This is a genomic window from Microvirga sp. (assembly GCF_014699075.1).
In the GTDB taxonomy this organism is placed as follows: Bacteria; Pseudomonadota; Alphaproteobacteria; order Rhizobiales; family Beijerinckiaceae; genus Microvirga.
Map to the genome: position 1 here is coordinate 1 of NZ_JACXAB010000065.1, position 22,099 is coordinate 22,099.

The window sequence follows — 22,099 nt, forward strand, 5'->3', positions numbered from 1 at the left end:
GACGCCGGATCAGCACCTCTCCGGTGGCGCTGATGCCGTGCACCTGTAGACGGACTTGGCGATGTCCAGACCAATGGTGGTGACCGTGCTCATGGGCTGCTCCTGGGCTCCTGGCTGCTCGAAGCAGCCATGCTACCTCACCGCTGGGTGGGAGCCGTCCACAGCATCAAGAGCCGACATCCCACTTTTCTCGGCCCGCCGGTGAATGCCTAGGTGGTCTGATCGACCAGATCTGGGGACAGCAGCATTTCTGCGTCCATCAAATAATGCCATTAGGACACCGCCTGTTAGCCGAGGCTTGCCAATAAGCCCCGTGACAAATTTGGTATGCAGCCAAACCCCGCATGCGTGGGCGGAATTCCGGCCGCCATGGTGACTGTCTGTATGACCGCGCAGTCGGAAACCGGCCCAAGCGCCTTCGCACTCAATGGAAATGCATTTGGACACGCTCTGGTGATCGCTGTCACTTGATTTATTCGGCTTAATCAAATGACTTGGCTGTTAGATTGAATGCCTCTTGTACTACCAGAGCTAGAGCAACATCATGACGTCTCTCGATGAATCCGACCGCCAGATCCTCAAGATCCTGGCACGTTCAGGTCGCGAACCCTTGAAACAACTGGCTAGTGCCGTTGGCCTGTCCCGCAGCACCTTGACTGCTCGACTTCGGCGTCTGGAGCGGGATGGCTTCATTCAAGGGTATTGTGCCATCCTTTCATCCAGCATCTCGGCGAGGCCGAACCAGGCTGTCCTGCTCGTGAAACTCGACAAGACGCCCGGCTACGACATTGTGGATGCCATTCGGCAGATTGACGAGGTCATTCAATGCCGGTCCGTGGCTGGCGATATCGACCTCGTCCTGGATGTCGCCGCCGACGCGATTGAAACCCTCAACAAAGTTCGGGATCAGGTTTCAACCATTTCTGGGGTCGCCGACGTTCGAACCCACATGGTTCTATCAACCAACTTCAGAACCGTATTCTCCTAGACGCTCATCCGTCGGTTGTATTATCCCATTCCTAGATGCGGCAGGGTTCCTCCCGCAGCACCGCGGCCAGACGATGCAAGAGATAGGACGCGTCCTCGCGGGTAAAGCAGAGGGGTGGCCTGATCTTCAGAACATTGTCGAACGGGCCGTCGGTCCCGATCAGGATGCGATGCTCGCGAAGGCGGTTCACGATATACGAAGCCGCCTTTTGCGCCGGCTCCAGGGTGTCGCGATCCTTGACCAATTCCACGCCCATGAATAGGCCGGATCCCCGGACGTCACCGATCACCACGTAGTCGTCCTGAAGCCCGCGCAGTCCGTCCAGCATGAACGTGCCGACATCCAAGGCATTTGCCTGAAGGCCCTCCTCGTCAACGACGCGAAGGACCTCGCGGCCAATCACGCAAGCAAGCGTGCTCCCACCGAAAGTGCTGAAGAACTCCATCCCGTTGGCGAATGAGGCGGCAATTGCGGGGGTCGTGATCACTGCGCCGATCGGGTGCCCGTTTCCGATTGGCTTACCCAGTACGACGATGTCGGGCACGACGCCTTGCGTCTCAAAACCCCATTGATGGGTGCCGATGCGACCGAGTCCGGTCTGCACCTCGTCGGCGATGCACACGCCCCCCGCCGACCGGACGGCCTCGTATGCATGACGATAGTAGCCCGGTGGCGGGATAAGCTGCCCACCAACGCTTGGGAATATCTCGCAGATGAAGGCCGCGACCCTCCGGTCACGTGCCTGGATCCGTTCAACGGCGGTATGGACATGATTGGCATATTTGCGTCCGGCTTCCGGATCGCTTCCCTTGTACGGACCACGGTAGGGATCGGCGACAGGCACAACTTCAACCCAGTCCGGCGCTCCCCATCCCCCGGGACCATTGAACTTGTACGGACTGATGTCGATCGCCGTGTTGGTGTTGCCGTGGTAGCCTGCGTCCATCACGATCGTGTCGACGGCCCCAGTGTGGGCCCGCGCAAGCCGCAGGGCGAGTTCGTTCGCCTCACTCCCTGAGTTCACGAAGAAGCAGACGCTCAGCTCATTGGGGAGCCGCGATGTCAGCGCCTCCGCATACTCGACCTGCGTCGGGTGCAGATACCTGGTGTTGGTATTGAGCAGTCGGTTCTGCCGCGCTGCCGCAGCGACGATCCGCGGGTGGCAGTGGCCCACATGCGGCACGTTGTTGTAACCGTCGAGGTAGGTCCGGCCATACTGGTCGAACAGGAACTGCCGATATCCGCGAAGCAAGGTGAGCGGCGCACGATAGGAGAGCTTCAGGTTGTCCGCGAAGCGCTTCTTGCGCTGGGGCAGGACGGTTTCAGTCGCGATGGTGACAGCGGCGGTATCCTCATCGGCTAGGTTCAGGAGTGCCGCCCCGTTGGGGAACAGTTCCATCCATCCGGCGGCCTCGTCTGGATCGGCGACGCCCGGCCAATCCGCTCCGCGACCTAGTGTGGTCAGGCCGAGCTGGAAGTGGACATGAGGAGTCCAGCCGCCGTTCTCTGCCCGATCGCCGATGAGTGCGATGACCTCCCCGGAGACCACGGACTGTCCGGGCGTAAGACGTGTGACGACGTCTGCGGCCAGGTGACCGTAGAGCGTGTAGAACCTGTCGCCGCCCGGCGTCGTGTGCTCCAGGACCGCGACGCCGCCATAGTCGAGCGGCGAGGTGCGGAGTTCAACGGCATGCACGACGCTGTCGAGGGGTGCTCGGACTTCCGTGCCGGCATTGATGAACACGTCCACGGCGATGTGAAGGGTGCGTCTGTGGGATCCCGCATAGGGAGCCTTCCTGAACTCAGGCCCTGTATAGATGAGACGCGGCTCACCATATCGGCCGAGTCCGATGTCAGCGTCTCCCATCGCTTCCGCGACTGCATTGTCCAGTTCGTCGGGATCTAGGTCGAATGGGTTGCGGGGGGATGCGGGACTGGCAACGCTCAGGTCGATGACCGGAATTCCGTCGAGGCTCCGGCCGAACATAGGGGCGAACCGACCCCGGTGGCTTGCGATCCACCTCATCACCGCATCGGCACGGGGATGTCCGGCACGTCCGCACGACACGCGAAGGGATGCGAGGACCCAATCGGGAGGAAGGCTGGAATTCGTCTCAAGGAAGTTCCAGGCCGGCTGCTCGGACACCGTGACATACGGATCGTCCGGCTTCTCCCGCTTGACGATGGCAGAGTTCGTGACGCTCACGGCAAGGCGCGTCAGGACAAGTGGATAGATCAAGGCGAGTTCTTCATCGCTCAGTGGACGGACGCCGTCGTACCCAGCAACGAGCGCTGCAAGGGCCGCAATGGGCCGCTCCTGGCCGAGAACCGCATACGCCCCGGCGATTGCGAGTTCCGCAACGGCTGGGGAATCGATCATGTCACCGAAGTCGATGATACCCGAGAGCTGCGGCTCTCCCGTGCTAGTATCCACGAGTATATTGTAATCGTTGATGTCGTTATGGATCGCGGTGGTGGGGAGTGCAGTAAGTCGCCCTAGCAGGTTACCCTCGAATTCGGAGATGATCCGCTCGACGATCTCCCGCCTACCGTCACCATCGATCCAACCTATAGCATGGCGAACCCAACCCGATCGGCGAAGATCCCATTTGATCTCGCGTCCGAGAGCAGGATGAGCGAAGCCTTCGAGAGCCCGATCCATCTTTGCTAGGGTGGCTCCGATCTCGCGCAACAGGGAAGGCGGTTGTGGGCTGGTTTCCGCGTAGACTCGGCCAGGCAGGTTCGTGATGAGCCAGACCAACCGCTCCTCACCATCCTGATCGCGGACCGATACTAAGTGCGATCCGTCATGCGCCTTCACAACACGGGGAACAACGACCTCCGGAGCGTGCGTCTCAATATGGTTAAGAGCCCTGCATTGCACCTCGATGAGAGAGCTCTCGCATCCGGGCCGCATCACCTTCAGGACATGGGTTCTCCTTCCATCCTGATGCACGGCGAAATTCAAGTCATATTCCCCGTCCAATGGGACGAGAGAGGCTGGGATGCCATAGTGCTCCAAGAGCACGTTTGCCCACAATGTTTCGCTGGCCAACTGGACGGGACTTACCGGCGATGTCTCTGGCATTTCCACTTCCTTCTTCACGATTCTGCTCACAAACTCGACATTCCCTGAAGTGAGAGCAGCGTTCTCGGTCGCAACACGGTCGAAGTCACGTTAGCCCCCTCCAAATCGGCGGTCGAGATGCAGGATTCGGCGATAGGCCGGCACTTTGCTCAACTTGACCGCCATCGTGTCTAATGAGCTCTACTCAAAACCAACTTTCCCTCGAAGAGATGGACCGCAGCCTGCCCCACCGACAGGCCTCTCGGAACTCTGCGAGCACTACCGGCAACCCGCCTGCGTTGCCGGTTGGACTGCAACTGGGCGAACAGCTCACGGTCGCGCCCCGACCCACCCTGCTTCAGGTAAACACCGTTTTCGTGAATTTCGCGGAGATGATCCCGGTGTTAGCTAGGCGCGGGGATTAGCCCAGGGAAAGTATGTGCTGGGTCATCTAGGAAAATTGCCGGCGCCTTAGAAATGTTTGCTGCTCCGCGCCGTTTCGGACATTTGGCCTACTTCCGCCTGGCGCCAAAAGTTGACATTGTGTTGATGTCTTAGACGTCCGTCAGGCGTTGCCTTTACACCCTGTTCTTAAGCCATTGCTCGACGGGTGTTACTAGTACCATGGTCAGCACGACGATGGCTGCGCCGAGGCTTAGCGACAATGATGGAACCTCATCAAAGAAGAGCCAGCCTGCGAAACCCGAGAAGATGATGGAAAGATACCCGATGGGCGCCAGAAGCCGCGCCTCCTGCTTTTGATAGGCTTGGAGCCAGCAGTATTGTCCGATCTGGGCTAGGATCCCGATCAGGATGATGCTCGGTGCCTCAGCCCATGGGATCGGCACCCAGACGAGGGCCGCCGGAACCGATGTCAGGAGTGTGAGGCCCACCGTGTAGAAGAGCATCAGAACAACCGTGTCCTCGCCCGCAAGGCGTCGCGTCTGCACCACGGACAGCGCGCCGAAGAACACGGAGCCAAAGGCCGCGAGCAGCCCGGCATTCCAGGGGATCTCGTCGGGCCGCAGCATGACGACGACTCCGATGAAACCTACGGCCGTAAGCGCATAGCGGATCCGGCTCACCCTCTCCCCGAGCAGGCCTGCCGCCATCGCCAGCAGGATCAGGGGGCGGGTGTAGCCAATAGCAGTGACGAGGGCGAGCGGGAGGGCCGCGAAGGCTGCGAAGTTGCAGGTGAGCGCTGTGGAGTTGAAGGCAACGCGCACAAGATGGCCGCGGATGTTCGACAGGTTCGCCAGCTTGGCACGGTGGCGCCACATAAGCGGCGCCACGGCCAGGAACCCGACGAGGGAGCGCAGGAAGACGAGCTGGATTGCCGGATAGGTGTCGCCCTTCGCCTTGACCATGGCCTGCATGATCGTGACCAAGCTCATGTCGAGCAGCAGCCATCCCGCGCTGCTCCATAGGGAGACTGCGGAGCCAGAAGATCGGCTTTCAGCTTCGACCACCATGAGCTCAGGCAGGCTGAACGAGGTTGGCGAGCAGCCGGAACGCGCCGGGAACCAGCTTGTCGAGCTGGTGGTGCAGCACGAGCGACACATGGGTGTGCCGCCCGCGCCCGATGCGAGCGGAGATCAGGGAGCCCTTGAGCGGGTTCTCGCCCGGATCATTCAGGGCTAGCAGCTCCTCGTAGGCGGCATCGTACTCCGCCGCGAAGTAGAGCCCCCTCTCCTTGTCCCAACCCTGCCAGTCGCCGGCGTCGATGCGATTCGGAGAGGTCATCAGGGTGTGATCCGGCATCAAGACCCTCATGGGAGCGGCGGGATCGGTGACGCGCCAGCGCAGCGAGGGCGATCCGATAACGAGGCGGCGTGGCGGCGTGGCGGCGGGATCCCACGCATCGGTGGGGCGATGGTAGAGCGTCACCAGATGGCCGCCCTCCTCCACGAAACGATGCAGCCGCTCTGTGGCCATCTGGAGATCGCGTCTGAGACCGAAGGCGAAGATGCCGACAACGATAGTGGTGAAGGTGGAGAGGGCGCCCGCCTTCAGCTCCGCCTCGCCGAGGTCCGTCACGTCAAGGCCAAGACGGCGCATCTGAACACCGACGTTGTCGCTCCCGCCGCCCACATAGCCGATGCGGGCACCCGCCGGAAGAGCGATGTCAAGCGACAGAACCTTCAGCTCCGCCGGCGCAATGAAGGATGTCGGTCTGATGTGAGGATAGCTGATAGTCTGGAGCGAACTCGCAGGCCTGCCATCCACGACAGGAACGAGCGTCGTGACGCCGGGACGGAGCTCCCGGGGCGGAAGGACAACCCAGTCACTCCCTTCCTTGCGAACGATCCAGCCCGCAGGCACCTGCCAATCGCTCGGCTCGGCTCCGATAGACTGCACTCGAATGCCAGGGGCTGGCTCTCTGGCCTTGATGAGCACCATTGCCGGATCGAGGGACATGGGTTGCAGCGGTCCAATCCTCAGGGGCTCCTCCGGGTCGAGATCGACCTCGATCCTGCGCCCGCCGACCCTGCCCGAGAGGCGACCGCCTCCCTCGCCGTTGCCACCCAATGAATCATAAGCTTTCGAATAGTTTCCAGTGTGGGGGGCTGATGAAGGAATTGCGATATCAACCTGCACATATCCGCGTTCCTCGTGCATCGCGACGGCATCGAAGCCTTCGGGAAGGCGCGGGATCACCGCGACGTCCGAGAGCTCCTGCGCGTCGAAATGCATTTGCAACGCCATCCGCGCACCGGGCTGCACCGGTCCGGAGAAAACGGCGCGTGCCGTGTTGACGCTGGCCTCGAAGAGAGCCGCATCGATCTCCCGCAGCTTCCGGTCGAGGCGATGCCCAACCTTGTCCGCCGCCTCTTTGTCCAATTCGGCGCGAGCCCCTTCGATCCGTCGTGCCGCACCGACGAGCGCCTCGACAATGCGGGCGCGACTGGGGAAGGCGGCTAGCGCGGCGTCGATCTGCGCCTGCGCCTCTTGCAGGGCTGCTGATGCTGACTTGGTCACGCCGGGCATGACTGCAATGTCGGCGAGGGTTGCGAGCACATGAGCACGGATGTCGTTCTCGGGCCCGGCCTCGCCGCCGGCCCGGACCTTCAGATGCAGGCTCCATCGGTCGACCGGGTTGTCGCGCCACACGCCCATGCCCTGGGAGGCGTGCGCAGAGCGCGACCACTCGCCGAGCTGCTTATAGGCGAGCCCAGTCACCTCGTCACCGCTGGCAACCTCGAGGCTGAGCGTCGCCGGCGGCGGAGGCACCTCGTCGTCATAGGCATAGCCTGCACCCGACCAGGCCGGGAGGTAATATTTGGACACCTGCCAGGGCGCGAGGCCGGAGGCGGCATGTTCCGGAAAGGCGGAAGGATCGGCGGCAAGCCCGAGCGCCGTCTCGGCGGCGCGGGTCATGGCGCGATGGTGGCCGTGCTGGCCCGGCACGTCCAGGAAAGTGGGGATGACGATGTCCGGACGGTAGCGGCGATAGGCACGCACGAGGCGCTCGGCGATGCGCTCCTCGCCCCAGCGGTGGAGCGTGTCGTCACCGTTCTTCGAAAAACCGAAATCATAGACCGGGTCGTCGGGGCCATGGCCGAGCCACGCCACATCCGCATCCATGCGGCGGGCGGCCTCTTCCATCTCCGCAGTGCGCAGAACGCCGAGAACGGCGCCTCGCTCCGGCCCCAGGGCATTCTGGCCGCCCTCGCCCCGTGTGGAGCAGGCCACCACAACCCGCATGCCATAGGCAAAGCGCAGGGCTGCGAGCATGCCGTTAATCTCATCGTCCGGATGAGCCCCGGTGTTCATCACGGTGACCACCGAGCGCAATCGGCTGAGGGCGCGGTGAAGGCGGACCAAAGTCGGCTGGTGAACTGCGCCGGCAAGGCGGCTGTGGTCATCCGGCAATGGACATCTCCTCGTTCGTTTGTTCGCGCTTGGCAGCATGGGCGGTGTCGAGCCGGGGCGTCATCGTTTCTAGAAGAGGCAGGGCCGCGGCACCGAGCGCTGCAGTGAGCCGGCCGGTTCGGCCCTGGATGAGCCTCGCCTCGCTGCGGTTCCTGCGGCGTGCGACGGAGAGGGGCAGTGGCTGCATGGCCCGCGCGAGATCCTCCAACAGGCCTGGTGGCAGTGCGCCGCCGATCACGATGGCTTCGGGGTCGAAGAGGTTTTCTAGCATCGCAATCTGCGGCGCGAGATAGGAGGCCGCTTCACTAACCCACGCCTCGACCACCGGATGCCGTTGGCGATGCAGCTGCTCGAGCCGTTCATAGTCGACGCCCTCGACTCCCGCCGCAGCCAGCTTCTCAGCAAGGGCCTGGATCGACGCATAGGCCTCGAGGCAGCCATGCTGCCCGCAGGAGCAGCGATGCCCCCCCTTCTGCACCAGCACGTGCCCGATCTCGCCCGCGTTGCCGTTCGCTCCGCGATAGGGCTGCCCGTCGATCATGATGCCAAGGCCGAGGCCCTGCCCGAAATAGATCAGGCAGAAGTTCTTGAGTTTTCTCGCTGCCCCGTGCAGGCGCTCGCCGACGGCGGCGGCGGTGGCGTCGTTTTCCAGGGTGATCGGCACATTCAGCATGCGCCCGATGCCGGCGACCGCATCGAAGTCCAGCCATCCCGACAGGGTCGTCGGACCGACGGAGGTCATGCCCTCGACATTGAACGGCCCCGGCATCACAACCCCGACCCCGAGGAGCTGAGGCACGGGCGCCCTAAGACCGGCCTGCGCCGCCTCGATTTCCGCTTTGACGACGGGCAGCACCGAGTCGGGATCGTTGTGCCGGATTGGAACCGTGCGATGTGCGCGGATGCGCCCGCCGACGTCCACGAGAAGGGTGGAGACGTGATCCGCCGCGATCTCAATGCCGGCCGTCATGCCGCCGTTCGGATTGACGGCGAACTGGATCGGCGGGAGACCCCGCCCTGCCCTGAGCCGACCGGTTTTGACGAGAAGGCCGTCTGCAACGAGGTCCTCGACGATGTTCGAGACGGCTTGGGTGCTCAGATGCGCATGGCGCGAGATCTCGGTGCGCCCGACGGGGCCGAGCTGGCGCACGACGTCGAGCACCACGCGGCGGTTGTGGGAGCGGTTGCGCTCCGGATTGCTGCCGATAGTCGAGCGTACCCCGGCCTTGGATCTCTTCGACATCTCCAAACTCTCCAAGCTGTAACGATGATCCGCTGCGCGGAATAACTCAAGTGAATTATCTTATTGACAGTCTGTTAACTCTAAGGGAGCCTTGAAGGTGGATCGGTCTGAGGGCCGGCACCAGCGAAGGACCGGCGCTCAGCGCCAGCAAGAATGGAGAGGGACATGCGTTTCGGTCATATGCTCGCGAGCGTTGCCTTGGGCTTCGCCACCCTGGCCTCTACCGGCGCCAAGGCCGTCGAGATCGAATACTGGCAGTATGTGTTTGACACCCGCGTCAAGGCGATGAACCAGCTGATCACCAAGTTCCAGGAGGCGAACCCGGACATCAAGGTGAAGCAGACCACCTTCCCCTATGCGGACTACCAGACTAAGGTGGCTGCCGCGATCCTCGCTGGCCAGGGGCCGGACGTGGTGCAACTCTTCTACGGCTGGACCGACAACTTCATCGCCGGCAAGATGATCCGCCCTTTGCGCGCAGAGGCCTTCCCGTCGGCTGAAATCGAGCGCGACTTCTTCCCGATTGTGAGCGCCATGAAGCGCGGCAACGACTACTACGGCCTGCCGACCGCCGTGCGCTCCCTCGCCCTCTTCTACAACAAGAAGGCGTTCAAGGACGCGGGCCTTGATCCCAACAACCCACCCAAGACAATCGACGAGCTTGTGGCTGCCGCCGAGAAGACCGTGAAGCGCGACGGCAGCGGCAACATCGTCTCCGCCGGAATGACGCTGGACATGGGCGGCCAAGACCATCAGTGGTGGCGCGAGGTGCTGATCCGCCAGTTCGGCGGCGTTCCCTACACGGAGAACGACACCAAAGTCGGCTATAACGACGAGGCCGGTCTGAAGGCGCTCACCTTCTATACGGACTTGCAGAAGAAACTTAAGGTCGGCCAAGCCGGCTTCATGGACGAGGGACAAGCCGCCTTCCGCGCAGGCCTCGCGGCCATGACCATCGACGGCACCTTCCGCCTCGGCTCCTTCGGCACGATCAAGGCCTTCGAATGGGGTGTGACCGAGCTTCCCGCCAACGCCCAAGGCGTACGCAGCAACTACGCGAGCTACTTCGCCAACGCCATCACCACGAAGGCGGAAGGCGAGAAGCTGGCGGCGGCCGAGAAGTTCCTGAAATATGTGTCCTCCCCCGAGGCCATGAAGGTCTGGTTGGAGGTTGTGGGCGAGTTGCCGGCGCGCCGCACTGCGGCTCTGACCCCTGAAAACATTTCACACCCGATCTATGGTCCCTTCCTCAAGGGTCTGGAGTATTCGCATACGACGCTGTTCAAGGACGAGGCAGCCCAGCGTCAGGTGGCCATTGACATGGCCAACCGTGTTCTAATCGGTGGCGAGGATCCGAGGACCTCACTCGCCAAGGCGGCTGAAGCCGAGCAGGCGATCATCGACCGCGCGAAGCGCTAGCCGACGCCCGCGAGGATTCAGCGCATGTCCGCAGTCGCACATCGGGAGGCCGCCAGAGGCGGCCTCTGGTCGAGGAGGAGCCTCGGCCAGAAACAGGTGATCTGGGCATGGAGCTTTCTCGCGGTTCCGCTCGTCTTCTATGTGGTGATCCGCTTCTGGCCGACCTTCCAGGCCTTCTACCTGTCGGTGACGGATTGGACGATCACCAAGCCTGCCGCCTTCGTCGGGCTAGAGAACTACGGGAGGCTGCTCGGGGATCCGCTGTTCTGGCAGGTGTTCCGCAACACCTTCCTGTACCTGATCCTCGGCACACCGATCAGCCTGCTGATCTCCTTCGTGGTGGCCTACTACCTCGACCGCGTGCGGTTCATGCACTCCTTCATCCGCGCGCTGTACTTCCTGCCCTTCCTTACGACCGCAGCGGCGATGGCCTGGGTCTGGCGCTGGTTCTACCAGCCCGTTCCCATCGGTGTGATCAACGACGTTCTCTCCAGCCTCGGCATCCCGCAGCAGCCGTTCCTGCGTTCGACCACGCAGGCGCTGCCGGCCGTGCTTGCGCCCGCGGTCTGGGCAGGCCTAGGCTTCCAGATCATCATCTTCCTGGCGGGGCTCAGGGCTATTCCCGTCACCTATTACGAAGCCGCGCGCATCGATGGCCTTCCTGAAGGCGCGATCCTGCGCAAGATCACCCTGCCGCTGCTGAAGCCGACCCTGGTGTTTCTGGTCGTTTTCTCGTCCATCGGCTTCCTTCGCATTTTCGACCAAGTCTACAACATCAACACGAACGATCCCGGCGGGCCGCTGAACTCCACCAAGCCCCTGGTGCTGATGATCTACCAGACTGCCTTCAGCTCCTATGAGATGGGATATGCGGCTGCGCAGACCGTGGTGCTGTTCGTGATCCTTCTCGTGATCTCCCTCGTTCAGTTGCGCCTCATGAGAGACCGCTGATGAAAGCCGCCGCATCCCCACCGGGCCTTGTGATGCCCCATATCCGGCCGGGCCGGATCCTTGCGTGGACGCTCCTGTTCATCGGCGGCGTCATCATGGTGACGCCCCTGCTCTTCATGCTCTCTACCTCCCTGAAGGATGCCTCGCAGGTCTATGACCTGCGCGTGATCCCCGAGACGCCGACCCTCGACAACTACATCGAGATCCTCGGTGACGGGCGCTTCACCCGCTGGCTCGTGAACTCGACCATCGTGGCGGTGATCGTCACCTTGTCGAACGTGTTCTTCGACAGCTTGGTGGGCTATACGCTGGCGAAGTTCCGCTTCCGCGGCCGCTACGTCGTCTTCATTGCGATCCTGTCCACCCTGATGATCCCGACCGAGATGCTGGTCCTGCCCTGGTATCTGATGGCGAGCCAGTTCGGCTGGATCGACAGCTATTGGGGTATCATGTTCCCAGGGATGATGACGGCGTTTGGCACCTTCCTGATGAAGCAGTTTTTCGAGGGCGTGCCAGACGATTTCCTGGAGGCGGCGAGGATCGACGGGCTCAACGAGTTCACCATCTGGTGGAAGATCGCGATGCCGCTGGTCACTCCGGCCCTCTCGGCACTCGCCATCTTCACCTTCCTCGGCAATTGGACGGCGTTCTTCTGGCCTCTCATCGTGACCACGAGCGCCGAACTCTACACCCTGCCCGTCGGGCTCTCCAGCTTTGCGGTCGAGCAGTCGATCCAATGGGAGAAGATCATGACGGGCGCAAGCATCGCTACCCTTCCTACCCTTATCATCTTCCTGTTCCTCCAGCGTTACATCGTCCGCGGCGTCATGCTCGCCGGGCTGAAAGGCTGAGTCGATGACTGCAGGCTCCTACAACGATAGCTCCGTATTTCCCAACCCGGTCTACAAGGAAACCGTTCTGCGCCCGCTCTTCGACGGCGCGAAGGATCATCACGTCGAGGGCTTCCGTCTGATCGACAGGGCTCATCTCGTGATGCTGCATGAGACCGGCATCCTGACCCTCGAGCAGGCCCGTTCGATTGCCCAGGCACTTAAGGCGATCGACCGTGAGGTGGAGGTCAGCACCCTCACCTACACAGGAGAAGTCGAGGATTTCTTCTTCCTAATTGAAAAGGAGTTGCGTGCGCGGCTCGGACCGGATCTGGCGGGTCGACTTCACACGGCGCGCTCGCGCAACGACATCGATCACACCCTGTTCAAGCTCGGTCTCAAGCATCGGATCGATCCCCTGCTGGAGCGTCTCGTCCGCCTTGCCGAGACCCTGGCGTCGGTCGCCGAGTCGGAGAGCGGCACGCTCATCGTTGCTTATACCCACGGCCAGCCGGCGCAGCCGACCGTCTTTGGACACTATCTCGCGGCGGTGCTGGAGACGCTGCTGCGCGACATCGCGCGACTGGAGGCGGCTCGTGACATTGTGGACCGCAGCCCGATGGGAGCCGCCGCCATCACCACGAGCGGCTTTCCCATCGACAGAGACCTGATGGCGCGACTTCTCGGCTTCAGCCGTCCCCTGCAGAACTCCTATGGCTGCATCGCCTCCATCGACTACATCACCTCGACCTATTCGGCCATCGAGCTGGTCTTCCTACATCTCGGCCGCTTCATCCAAGACCTGCAGTTCTGGACGAGCTTCGAAGTCGGCCAAGTCTATGTGCCAAACGCCTTCGTGCAGATCAGCTCGATCATGCCACAGAAACGCAACCCGGTACCTATCGAGCACATGCGCCACCTCGCCTCCCAGACGGTCGGGCGGGCGCAGGCCATGCTCACGATCATGCACAACACGCCGTTCACCGACATGAACGACAGCGAGGGCGAGAGCCAAGGCTTTGGATACGGTGCCTTCAAGAGCGGCGGGCGCGTGCTCGACTTGCTCACGGCACTGATCCCGGCGCTACGCATCAATGCTGACCGGGTCCGTCAGAACATCCGCCGCAGTTGCATTACGGTGACCGAGCTCGCCGACAGCCTCGTCCGTCGTGAGGGGCTTTCGTTCCGCGAGGCCCACGAGATTGCGGCAGCCGTCGCTCGCGCCGTCGTGGCCATTGAGGGTGACATCGGAAGCGACGGTTACGAGGCCTTCCAAAAGGCTTTTGAGCACTGCACTGGACGTCCGGCGAACATCGACAAGGATGACTTTGCTAAGATTGTTTCGCCCGAGAACTTCGTCGCTGTACGCGACCGGTTCGGTGGACCGGCGCCTGGGGCGCTCTCCCAGGCCATCGCCGCCTACAATGATGAGATATCCGGCGTTCGCACACGCATGCAGAACGCGGCGCAGCGCGAGCAGACCTCTGCACATGACCTTCAATCCCGTTTTACAGCACTTCTGGGAGCCCAGTAATGGCGACCATTGACCTCGATCGCCTCATCAAACGCTACGGGCATACGACTGTGGTCCACGGCATCGATCTATCGGTCCGCGACGGCGAATTCGTCGTCCTCGTGGGCCCTTCGGGCTGCGGCAAGTCGACGACGCTCAGGATGATCGCCGGGCTTGAGGAAATTAGCGGCGGCGAGATCCGGATCGACGGGCGTGTCATCAACGATCTTGAGCCCAAGGATCGGAATATCGCCATGGTGTTCCAGAACTATGCCATTTATCCGCACGTGACAGTCGCGGAAAATATTGCCTTCGGCCTCTATCGCTCCAACCTCTCAAAGAGCGAGAAACGTCAGCGCGTCGAGCAGGCTGCCGAAACCCTCGGCCTTTCCCAGCTCCTCGATCGCCGCCCCTCAGCGCTATCGGGCGGCCAGCGCCAGCGCGTCGCCATCGGCCGGGCGATGGTGCGGGACCCCGCTGCATTCCTGTTTGACGAGCCCCTTTCCAATCTCGACGCTCAATTGCGTACCCAGATGCGGATCGAGATCAAACGGCTCCACCACAGGCTCGGCACGACCTCGGTGTTCGTCACGCACGATCAGGTCGAGGCTATGACCATGGCCGACCGAATTGTGGTCATGCGCGACGGCAAGATCCTGCAGGTGGGCACGCCCCTTGAGCTCTACGAGAACCCGGTTGATGTATTCACCGCCCGCTTTATTGGCAGCCCGACGATGAACCTGCTACCGGCATCCCTGCGCGACGGCGGAGCGGATCTATCACTCGGCGGGTCAGTGCAGGTTCCGCCCGCAACGGCAACCACTGCAGACATCTTGGTTGGGGCACGCCCACAGGATCTTGTCCCAAGCAGCCAGGGCGTGCCGGGGCTGACCGTGTCGGGCACGGTGGCCGTCGTGGAAACCCTCGGCTCGGAAACGCTGGTGCACATCGAGGGCGCGGGCCAAACCATCATTGGCTCCGCACCGGGTCGGCAGATCCCCCGGATCGGCGAGCATCTGACCCTCCATGCGCCGGCAGAGCGCCTCTATTATTTCGACAAAGCTACCGAGAAAGCACTGGCAGCCCGATGACCGGAACGTCCACCGAGCGCAGCAAGGTCTTATGTCTTGGGCGGACTTATTGTGACATTATCTTCACGGGTCTGCATGACATGCCGACGCTAGGCCGCGAAAGGTTTTCGGAGAGCGTGACCATCGCAGCCGGCGGTGGCGCCTATATCACGGCAGCGCATCTCGTCTCCCTTGGGCGACCGACCGCCCTCCTCACCCGCCTCGGTACGGACCCACTGTCGCACAGCCTGAACCCGGAACTTGAAGCCAGCGGGATAGACCTGTCGTTCGTCGAGCGGTCACCTGACGCCGGCCCCCAGCCGACGGTGGCTCTGGTCAAAAATGGGGAAAGAGCCTTCGTGTCCCGACGTGCCGGTGGGTCCCGTCCAGCGACGCTGGAACAGGCTCTCTCGGCCGATGGTGTCGCCCATCTGCACATCGCGGAATTCGCCACTCTCAAGGATACTCCGGAGGTGATCGCTTTGGCTCGCAGTTTTGGCCTGACGATCTCCCTTGACCCGAGTTGGGACGATGAACTGATCCACCGCGACTCGGACTTCTTCGAGATCTGCGCAAGTATCGACCTGCTGCTCCCGAACGTCGAGGAGGGAAAGGCGCTGACTGGAGAGAGCGCGGACGATGCGATCCTGGGGAGCCTGCGGGAGAGGTTTCCATTGGTGGTGCTCAAGCGCGGCGAGCGCGGTGCCATGGCCGCCTGTGGATCGACCTGCGTCTCTGCTGAAGCGCTTAGGGTGAATGTGGTTGATACAACAGGAGCGGGTGATGCCTTTAATGCTGGCTTTCTGCACTCCTGGCTCAGCACCTCAGACCTCGAGAGAAGTTTGGTGGCTGGAATCGAAGCGGGGGGATTGTCTGTTCAATCCGCAGGCGGTGTCCCACCACGCATGTCCTGATCGGCTTAACGCAAACATTACCTGTTGTGACGCAGCCAGGTTGGTAATTGGCTACAAGCCGGGCATTGACGTATAGGTCGGCACCGTCGCAGCTTCGTGCGGCGCAGGACAGTGCCGGCGGGACAGACTGTTGGCTGAGGAGTTGCTGCCAGGACACTGTAGGTCTGGTTTGGTTCAATCTTTCACCTTCTGGTCGCCCAACGAACGTCGGCTCATGACCTCCAAAGCGGACCAAGCGATTACGTCTCAGGAGTGCCGATACTGTTGAAAAAGTCCGCAAGTGCCAGTTTTCGCGTTGCTGGCATAAAGAATGCTGGTCCTGACCTGGTGCTCTGACGCTAGTAATAGACGGACCCGGCAGCGCCCGGGAGTTTTTCAACGAAATCTGCCAATAGCTGCCATGCCGCTGGAGGGCGTTGTCGTCGTGCGGTCAACCTGAGGTGACTGAGGCGCGCGGCCGCCTGCCTGAGACCGTCGCAGGCTCGAGTCGTCCGTCCCCCGGCGCGCGCCGGAGGGTGATGCGCGTCAGTTCGGAGGGGCGCCCGAGCCGCAGCGCGAAGCCGGGCCAAAGTCCGGTGCCGTTGTTCACGTAGAGCGTCATGCCGCCGACGGTGTAGGGGCCTGAGACGAACCCGTTATTGCCACGCGCGACCAACCGATCCAGCCCAAGGATCATGCCGCCGTGGGTATGCCCGGACAGTTGCAGCGCCACACCCCATGCGGCTGCCTTTGCGGCGTTCCTCGGCTGGTGATCGAGTAGCAGGATCGGCGCGTCCGACGGCGCACCTGCAACAGCGGCGGCAAGATCGGGTGCTGGGTATTTGCTCCCAGACGCCGACAGATCAGTGACGCCGACCAGCACTAGCTCCCCATCTCCGCGCTTGAGAACCGCATGGTCATTGGCCAGCACGCGCATCCCTAAGCTGGCGTAATGGCGCATCCACCGGCCGTAATCGAAGAAATACTCGTGGTTGCCGGGAATGACCCACACGCCGTCCCTGGCATGCAGTCCGCGGAGAGGCTCCACATCGGCCTGCCGTGCGCCGAACGATCCATCGATCAGGTCGCCGGTGACCACGATCAGGTCGACGCCTAGCGAGTTGGATCTCTCGACCACCGCTTGCGTCCACTCCTTGGGAAACAGGCGGCTATAGACGCCCAGCGCCGACAGCAGCATGGCCGCAATCGCGGCCGCGTAGCGCACGCCGTCCGGTGTGGCCCAGCCGCCGGGGCGAACCAGCCGCGTCATGAGCCCCGCTAGGTCGAGCGCGACCTGCATCATCGCCAGCAGCAGGATCGCCCCGAACGCCCAGTTGAACACAAGAACCAGCGCGCGGGGAAACTCGGGCGAGAAGACGGATCCTGACGAAAGGCGGCTCCAGAGATGGTATTGCGACGCACCTACAGCCTGAAACCTACTGCGCTCTTCCCTCTGCTTTGTGCTGTTGTGGTGAGGGAAGCATAGGCCTTGCCAATTGCTCGTGTCCCAGAACAGGGCAGTGTCTACCTTATGCGGGATGATGTGGTCTACTACCCTAGCAGGGGTGACCCGGTTCTCCTTGGCGCACATCACACATTGCGGGCTGCGCATCAGGTAGGTCTTGCGAGCCTTCTCCCAGCGGCCGTTGTAGCCCCGTTCTCGGGCTGAACCTCGCTTGGCGTTGTGCTCTCTCTGCTTGGCTCTTTGGTATAGGGTCTGTGGCATACTGGAGTGGTTCGGGTGTAATTATGCTGTCCGAGTGCGGGGCTGGCAGCCATGAAACAGCCTGAAGATAGCTACCTTGAAATTGCGTACGAGATAGCACTCGCGATTGTCGCTGCTTTAGCAGCTTCAATCCTTGCTCACTCTATAACCCAGTTGCTCTAGTCTTCGGGCCAGCGCAGTCCGCCGTGCGATGGCATGAGCCTGATCTTTCCGAGACCGGGACGAATGACACGATATGTGATCTCTCTGCCCTGTTTTGAGTTAGGGGGCCTGATGTTGGTGAGCTTACCGATCACGCCAGCTTGAGATCCCGGCGCATGGTCTGCCAGTTGTCGTACTGCATCATGCAGATCTGACTGCGCCTGGCTTCGGAGAGTTGCAGTTCTGTCTGGTTTTCCCTGAGTGTCAGGGTGGGGAAGCGGCGAACGATGTTCAACTTCTGGCCATATCCTTCGTGGTCCAAGGGAGAATACCTTAGAGCTATGGCTTTGAGCGTTGAACTCGCCAACATTTTCCTAGGCGGCAACAGCAGCACTCAGGCGGAATATGCCCACGATTGGCTCGATTAGACTAATTACTATCCAAACCAAGGAAGAAACTGATCTAGAGAAAAAGGTCGAGAAGCTTACAGAGGCGCTTCTACAGCTTCTCAACATGCTCGATGCCCGAGAGCAAATGGCACAGAGATCCAGGGACGATAGCTGAAACGCGATCAGACAGCGCTTCACAGAAACTACCTCAATAGCCCAAGCCTCTCAGCGATGCTCTCTTCAACGTAGAAGTTGATGCATTGGGACTATCACCTCAAGCGACTCCAGCCTCCCGCAAGCTTGAGCATTCATTTGCCACATTCCGGTGGCGGATGGGCTGCCTCTGATTCCAGTCCCATGGAGGTCGCGGTGGCTCAAACCTACGATTCTGATGAGATCGTCGAATTGCTGGATATCCGGCGGCAGCTGGTCAGCGAGGGCCTCGTAGGAATTGGAAGAGCAACGTTGCCTCTTCGCGAAGCGCTAGCAGTTGTGGTGGAGGATTGGGCTGGCAACAAATTTAGGCAATTGAGCGCCATCATCGTAAGAACTTCAGGTCCATCTCTCCGAAGCTTTGAAGAGATCAACCGCGCCTATCAGGAGGCAATACGTTTGCCTCGCCATACCGTTGAGATCGAACGAACAACTGCTAGAGCATCGGACGCTTACACGGACGCATATCCGGCGGCCCTGAGGTAGTTCCAACACTCGTGCGGCTCAAACAAATCGCAGATGTCACCGAGCGCGCGCCAGAGCGCGTCGAACGTTCGGGCCTCGGCCTTGCGCAGGTGGGATTTAATCTTGGCGAAGGCCTGCTCAATTGGGTTCATGTCGGGCGAATAAGCCGGCAGGAACAGGAACCAGGCGCCTCGCTGTTGCAGACACAGCGCGGCCTTTTCGCTCCTGTGGACCGCCAGGGTGTCAAGGATCACCACATCGCCTTTGCGCAGCGTTGGCGCGAGCTGCGTCTCGATGTAAGCCTCGAACGCCAAGCGGGTGATCGGACCATCGATGATCCAGGGCGCGCTCAGCTCGCTGCACCGCAGCCCGGCCACAAAGGTATGGGTTTTCCAGTGTCCAAAGGGAGCTGTCATGCGCAGCCGCTGACCTTTGCGCGAGCGCCCGCGCAGGCGGGTCATCTTGGTGTTGACGTACGTCTCATCGAGAAAGATCAAGCGGTGCGGCTGCTCGCGCATGCGCGGCTGACGCTGGTCGCGCCAGACGCGACGCCCATCCCGGACGTCGGCGCGTGCGCACTCCGCCGCCATCAGGGATTTTTTTATATGAGAAGCCACGCCGGCACAGGAAGCGCGAGAGCATTGCAGGGGCTGCCACGACCCCGTGTTCCTCAAGCAACCGAGCGGCAAGTTCGGGCATGGTGATGGCGGGCTTGGCCTCGACGGTCTGGATCAGGAAGCTCTCATAGGGCACCAGCTTGCCGCGTCCCGGCGGGCGGCCCTGACGGGCCGGCGCCAGTGAGCCAGAGCGCCGCTGGCGCTGCATGAGCTTGATGGCGCAACTGTCACTGACCCCGAAGTGGCGGGCCGCCGCCCGGCAGGGATGGCCCGCCTCGACAAAGGCCGCAATCCGCACGCGCAGATCCAAGGAGAAGCTCTGGGTCATGATCCACCTCCTGTTCTCACAAGAGAATCACACTTCAGCCCAGGCTGAAACCTCTTGAATCTACCTTTCAGTCCGATGCTCTAACCGTTGGGCTGCACTCTGTTCTACGTAGAGGTTATGGCTGATCTCGGTTAGCAGCCGGTGCAGATGCCTCTAGTGGCTTTTCTGAGCCGCTCATCCCTGGCACGTGCTGCTGCTTCGTCCTTCTTGCGGACTGCGGCACCCATAGCAGCACTCTCTTCAGGGCTGTAGACCTTTTCGGCTGCCTTTCCGGGAGCTGATCCTGTTACTGCTCTCCCTTGTGCATGTGCTGTATGGGAGGCCAAGCTGAGAGCTAGGATCGAGACGGCGGTGAGGATGCGCATAGGTCCATTCCGGTGAGGCTTCTGAGCAACTGAAGCTAGCACAGCCATCGAGACGAACCGGTGATAATTGCGCTTTGCCGCACTCACTTAAGAGTTACTGCTGCAGCTAGTGGCGAAACCCCATCCGTTCCGCTTTATCGGGAGCCAAACAGGACTAGTAGTCACTAAGAAGCCGCATCCGAACGAACCAGGCGGCGGGTATAAGCGCTGCTCTGAGAAAGGGCGCAGTCCAATCAAACCGTTTCCGGCTCCCCTAGCGCTTGTCTCGGGCCAAAGCAGCGGTTTGTGAATAGCACATCGAGGCGCCGGATGTAAAAAGCCTCGCGCGATCACCTCGCCGGGGCATTGCGCCTAAAGCTATCGCACTCCGGGTGAAAAACACCGAGAGTGCGTCTGTGCTTTTGTAACTAGCGCAACTGGCCCCTGGTTGCAAGAGCTCAGCGGCTTCCGCAAAAAGAAAGGCCTGAGTTGCCCCAGACCTTCTCTGTCGCAGATGCAACGGGTCTTAGTATGTGCCGAAGCGGAAGTTCAGACCAGCGCGGATCACGCCGAAGTCGGTCTCGCCGTCGAAGCCGTCGAAATCGAAGTCGTCGTCGTTCTCGAGGTTGACGTAGAGGCCTTCGATCTTGGCCGACAAGTTGTTGGTGAAGGCGTACTCCAAGCCACCACCCACGGTCCAGCCGGTGGAGTCGTCAGCGAAGGCGAAACCGCCGGTTGCGTAGATCAGAGCGCGGTCGAAAGCCACACCGGCGCGAGCACGCACCGTGCCGAACCAGTCGCTGGACTCGAACACGCCATCATCGGGGCCGTCGCCGTCGATGTCGAAGGCGCCTTCACGGCCGAAGTCGGCGTACTGGATGTCGCCTTCGAGACCGACCACGAACGAGCCGATCTGGTAGTTGTAGCCCACCTGGGCGCCGCCGACGAAGCCGCCGTCGTCCTCGTCATCAGCGAAGTCGATCGCGTCGAAGTCGTCGTTCGACCAGCCGTAGCCGGCGTTCACACCGACGTAGAAGCCGGTCCAGGTGAAGATCGGAGCAGCGGCAATGATCGGAGCCGGAGGAGCGGAGCGCATCGGCAGGTCGGCAGCGGAAGCAGCAGAAATACCGGCGGTCGTGATTGCCGTAGCGGTTAGCAGACCAAGAAGAAGTGTCTTCATGAGCAATTCATCCCTTGTGCGAGGAGTCGCGGAGAGGGAGTATGAATCAAGAATAAATTCTAGCTATTGCAAAGCCGCAACACCGCTAAGATTTGAGCGCTTTTCGGCCATTTTTATTTATATGCGGGCATCCTACCCCTGTTAATACTTCAGTATTATTTGACAGTATAGTGGCCGCGTGCGGTACTGGTTCTGTTTTCGGCATGACACCCGAAGGCGAGGAGAACTTAGCCCTGCCCCTCACAAGGCAGGGCTTTTTCATGGCTCACAAGCTGAGTCTTGATACATTGACGGTGTCACTCGGCAGCCTCCAGCCGTTGCACGGCACTGTTCTCTTATTCCGGGCGTTCTGGTCAATCCCTTTGAGCGGCCTTTTCCGTCAGTTCGGCTGATATCACCTGTCGGGTCATGGTTCTCTCATGCCCTTCTGATTGCGGAACAAGTTGAAATCTGACCGCCAGAGGCGGCTCGATGACGAGCCGCCTCAGAGCCTACTGCATGCGACAGAGCAAGGTCCGAACCTGGGGCTTAAGCAGCCACGAGACAAACAACCGAGGCGTGCCATGTGTGGACGGCTCCCTGTTGGCAAGGGATTTATTTGACGCTTCTGCAAGGCTGGTCGGTGCGGCCATGTGTTCGACCTGTTGGTGCGGTGCTCATGACCGCTGGCCACAATGCCCTCCGCGAAGGGGTCCCGACCAAAAGCTCGCATTCCAAGATGCTCTGGCACGAGTGGGATGTCCCGCTTCCCGGTTCGACCGGCTTTGCATTGACGTCCTTGCGCCCTTCCCAACCTCCTGATCGCCGGAGCCTTCCGACGATGATTATGCCGCCTGCACAACAGGCTCA

Annotated in this window: 15 protein-coding genes and 1 pseudogene; 8 read left to right on the forward strand and 8 right to left on the reverse strand. The window is 61.4% G+C overall.

What is annotated here, in order from left to right; genetic code table 11:
* The first annotated feature begins 544 nt into the window (after positions 1 to 544).
* Complete coding sequence (locus IC232_RS28970) at positions 545 to 988, forward strand: Lrp/AsnC family transcriptional regulator (RefSeq protein ID WP_190848415.1); 444 nt, start codon at positions 545 to 547, stop codon at positions 986 to 988.
* A gap of 31 nt (positions 989 to 1,019) precedes the next feature.
* On the opposite strand, the gene IC232_RS28975 is transcribed toward IC232_RS28970, so the two are convergent.
* From IC232_RS28975 to IC232_RS28990, 4 genes are all read right to left on the reverse strand, one after another.
* A complete protein-coding gene (locus tag IC232_RS28975) occupies positions 1,020 to 4,076 on the reverse strand; it encodes an aminotransferase class III-fold pyridoxal phosphate-dependent enzyme (protein WP_190848416.1) in 3,057 nt (1,018 codons plus the stop codon).
* A 557-nt stretch (positions 4,077 to 4,633) separates the two neighbouring features.
* A complete protein-coding gene (locus IC232_RS28980; RefSeq protein ID WP_190848417.1) occupies positions 4,634 to 5,527 on the reverse strand; it encodes a DMT family transporter in 894 nt (297 codons plus the stop codon).
* Positions 5,528 to 5,531: 4 nt separating this feature from the next.
* Positions 5,532 to 7,928 carry a PIG-L family deacetylase gene (locus IC232_RS28985; protein WP_409564986.1) on the reverse strand — a complete coding sequence of 799 codons (2,397 nt, stop codon included), beginning with the start codon at positions 7,926 to 7,928 and terminating at the stop codon, positions 5,532 to 5,534.
* Entirely contained in the window at positions 7,918 to 9,171 is a 1,254-nt protein-coding gene (locus tag IC232_RS28990; protein ID WP_190848419.1) for an ROK family transcriptional regulator, read from the reverse strand. The genes IC232_RS28985 and IC232_RS28990 overlap by 11 nt, the downstream gene beginning before the upstream one ends.
* Positions 9,172 to 9,324: 153 nt before the next feature.
* Between IC232_RS28990 and IC232_RS28995 the strand changes: the two genes are divergently transcribed.
* Genes IC232_RS28995 through IC232_RS29020 form a run of 6 tightly spaced genes read left to right on the forward strand, consistent with a single transcriptional unit; the run spans position 9,325 to position 15,868 of the window.
* On the forward strand, positions 9,325 to 10,590 hold the full coding sequence (locus IC232_RS28995) for an extracellular solute-binding protein (RefSeq protein WP_409564987.1): 1,266 nt from the start codon (positions 9,325 to 9,327) through the stop codon (positions 10,588 to 10,590).
* A gap of 24 nt (positions 10,591 to 10,614) precedes the next feature.
* Positions 10,615 to 11,541: a carbohydrate ABC transporter permease gene (locus tag IC232_RS29000; protein ID WP_190848421.1), complete on the forward strand. Its 927-nt coding sequence runs from the start codon at positions 10,615 to 10,617 to the stop codon at positions 11,539 to 11,541.
* Entirely contained in the window at positions 11,541 to 12,392 is an 852-nt protein-coding gene (locus tag IC232_RS29005) for a carbohydrate ABC transporter permease (RefSeq protein ID WP_190848422.1), read from the forward strand. Before IC232_RS29000 ends, IC232_RS29005 begins: the two co-directional genes overlap by 1 nt.
* Before the next feature lie 4 nt (positions 12,393 to 12,396).
* Positions 12,397 to 13,905: an argininosuccinate lyase gene (gene argH, locus IC232_RS29010; RefSeq protein WP_190848423.1), complete on the forward strand. Its 1,509-nt coding sequence runs from the start codon at positions 12,397 to 12,399 to the stop codon at positions 13,903 to 13,905.
* A complete protein-coding gene (locus IC232_RS29015) occupies positions 13,905 to 14,975 on the forward strand; it encodes an ABC transporter ATP-binding protein (RefSeq protein WP_190848424.1) in 1,071 nt (356 codons plus the stop codon). The genes argH and IC232_RS29015 overlap by 1 nt, the downstream gene beginning before the upstream one ends.
* Positions 14,972 to 15,868: a carbohydrate kinase family protein gene (locus tag IC232_RS29020; RefSeq protein WP_190848425.1), complete on the forward strand. Its 897-nt coding sequence runs from the start codon at positions 14,972 to 14,974 to the stop codon at positions 15,866 to 15,868. Before IC232_RS29015 ends, IC232_RS29020 begins: the two co-directional genes overlap by 4 nt.
* Positions 15,869 to 16,298: 430 nt before the next feature.
* Here IC232_RS29020 and IC232_RS29025 read toward each other — a convergent pair whose 3' ends face one another.
* Both IC232_RS29025 and IC232_RS29030 read right to left on the reverse strand, forming a co-directional pair.
* A complete protein-coding gene (locus tag IC232_RS29025; protein WP_246812478.1) occupies positions 16,299 to 17,573 on the reverse strand; it encodes a metallophosphoesterase in 1,275 nt (424 codons plus the stop codon).
* 292 nt (positions 17,574 to 17,865) lie between these two features.
* Positions 17,866 to 18,009, reverse strand: a complete 144-nt coding sequence (locus IC232_RS29030) for a hypothetical protein (protein WP_190848426.1) — start codon at positions 18,007 to 18,009, stop codon at positions 17,866 to 17,868.
* A 463-nt stretch (positions 18,010 to 18,472) separates the two neighbouring features.
* Here IC232_RS29030 and IC232_RS29035 point away from each other — a divergent pair, with 463 nt between their 5' ends.
* On the forward strand, positions 18,473 to 18,802 hold the full coding sequence (locus IC232_RS29035) for a hypothetical protein (protein WP_190848427.1): 330 nt from the start codon (positions 18,473 to 18,475) through the stop codon (positions 18,800 to 18,802).
* On the opposite strand, the pseudogene IC232_RS29040 reads toward IC232_RS29035, so the two are convergent.
* Together IC232_RS29040 and IC232_RS29045 are read right to left on the reverse strand one after the other, a co-directional pair.
* A pseudogene (locus tag IC232_RS29040) lies at positions 18,769 to 19,726 on the reverse strand (IS630 family transposase). The gene IC232_RS29035 and the pseudogene IC232_RS29040 sit on opposite strands and share 34 nt — an antisense overlap.
* A gap of 870 nt (positions 19,727 to 20,596) precedes the next feature.
* On the reverse strand, positions 20,597 to 21,250 hold the full coding sequence (locus tag IC232_RS29045) for an outer membrane protein (RefSeq protein ID WP_190848428.1): 654 nt from the start codon (positions 21,248 to 21,250) through the stop codon (positions 20,597 to 20,599).
* Between the last annotated feature and the right edge of the window lie 849 nt (positions 21,251 to 22,099).

Coding starts and splice junctions, on each gene's coding strand:
- IC232_RS28970 (WP_190848415.1), top strand. CDS start 545: ATGACGTCTCTCGATGAATCCGACCGCCAGATCCTCAAGATCCTGGCA.
- IC232_RS28975 (WP_190848416.1), bottom strand. CDS start 4,076: ATGCCAGAGACATCGCCGGTAAGTCCCGTCCAGTTGGCCAGCGAAACA.
- IC232_RS28980 (WP_190848417.1), bottom strand. CDS start 5,527: ATGGTGGTCGAAGCTGAAAGCCGATCTTCTGGCTCCGCAGTCTCCCTA.
- IC232_RS28990 (WP_190848419.1), bottom strand. CDS start 9,171: ATGTCGAAGAGATCCAAGGCCGGGGTACGCTCGACTATCGGCAGCAAT.
- IC232_RS28995 (WP_409564987.1), top strand. CDS start 9,325: ATGGAGAGGGACATGCGTTTCGGTCATATGCTCGCGAGCGTTGCCTTG.
- IC232_RS29000 (WP_190848421.1), top strand. CDS start 10,615: ATGTCCGCAGTCGCACATCGGGAGGCCGCCAGAGGCGGCCTCTGGTCG.
- IC232_RS29005 (WP_190848422.1), top strand. CDS start 11,541: ATGAAAGCCGCCGCATCCCCACCGGGCCTTGTGATGCCCCATATCCGG.
- argH (WP_190848423.1), top strand. CDS start 12,397: ATGACTGCAGGCTCCTACAACGATAGCTCCGTATTTCCCAACCCGGTC.
- IC232_RS29015 (WP_190848424.1), top strand. CDS start 13,905: ATGGCGACCATTGACCTCGATCGCCTCATCAAACGCTACGGGCATACG.
- IC232_RS29020 (WP_190848425.1), top strand. CDS start 14,972: ATGACCGGAACGTCCACCGAGCGCAGCAAGGTCTTATGTCTTGGGCGG.
- IC232_RS29025 (WP_246812478.1), bottom strand. CDS start 17,573: ATGCCACAGACCCTATACCAAAGAGCCAAGCAGAGAGAGCACAACGCC.
- IC232_RS29045 (WP_190848428.1), bottom strand. CDS start 21,250: ATGAAGACACTTCTTCTTGGTCTGCTAACCGCTACGGCAATCACGACC.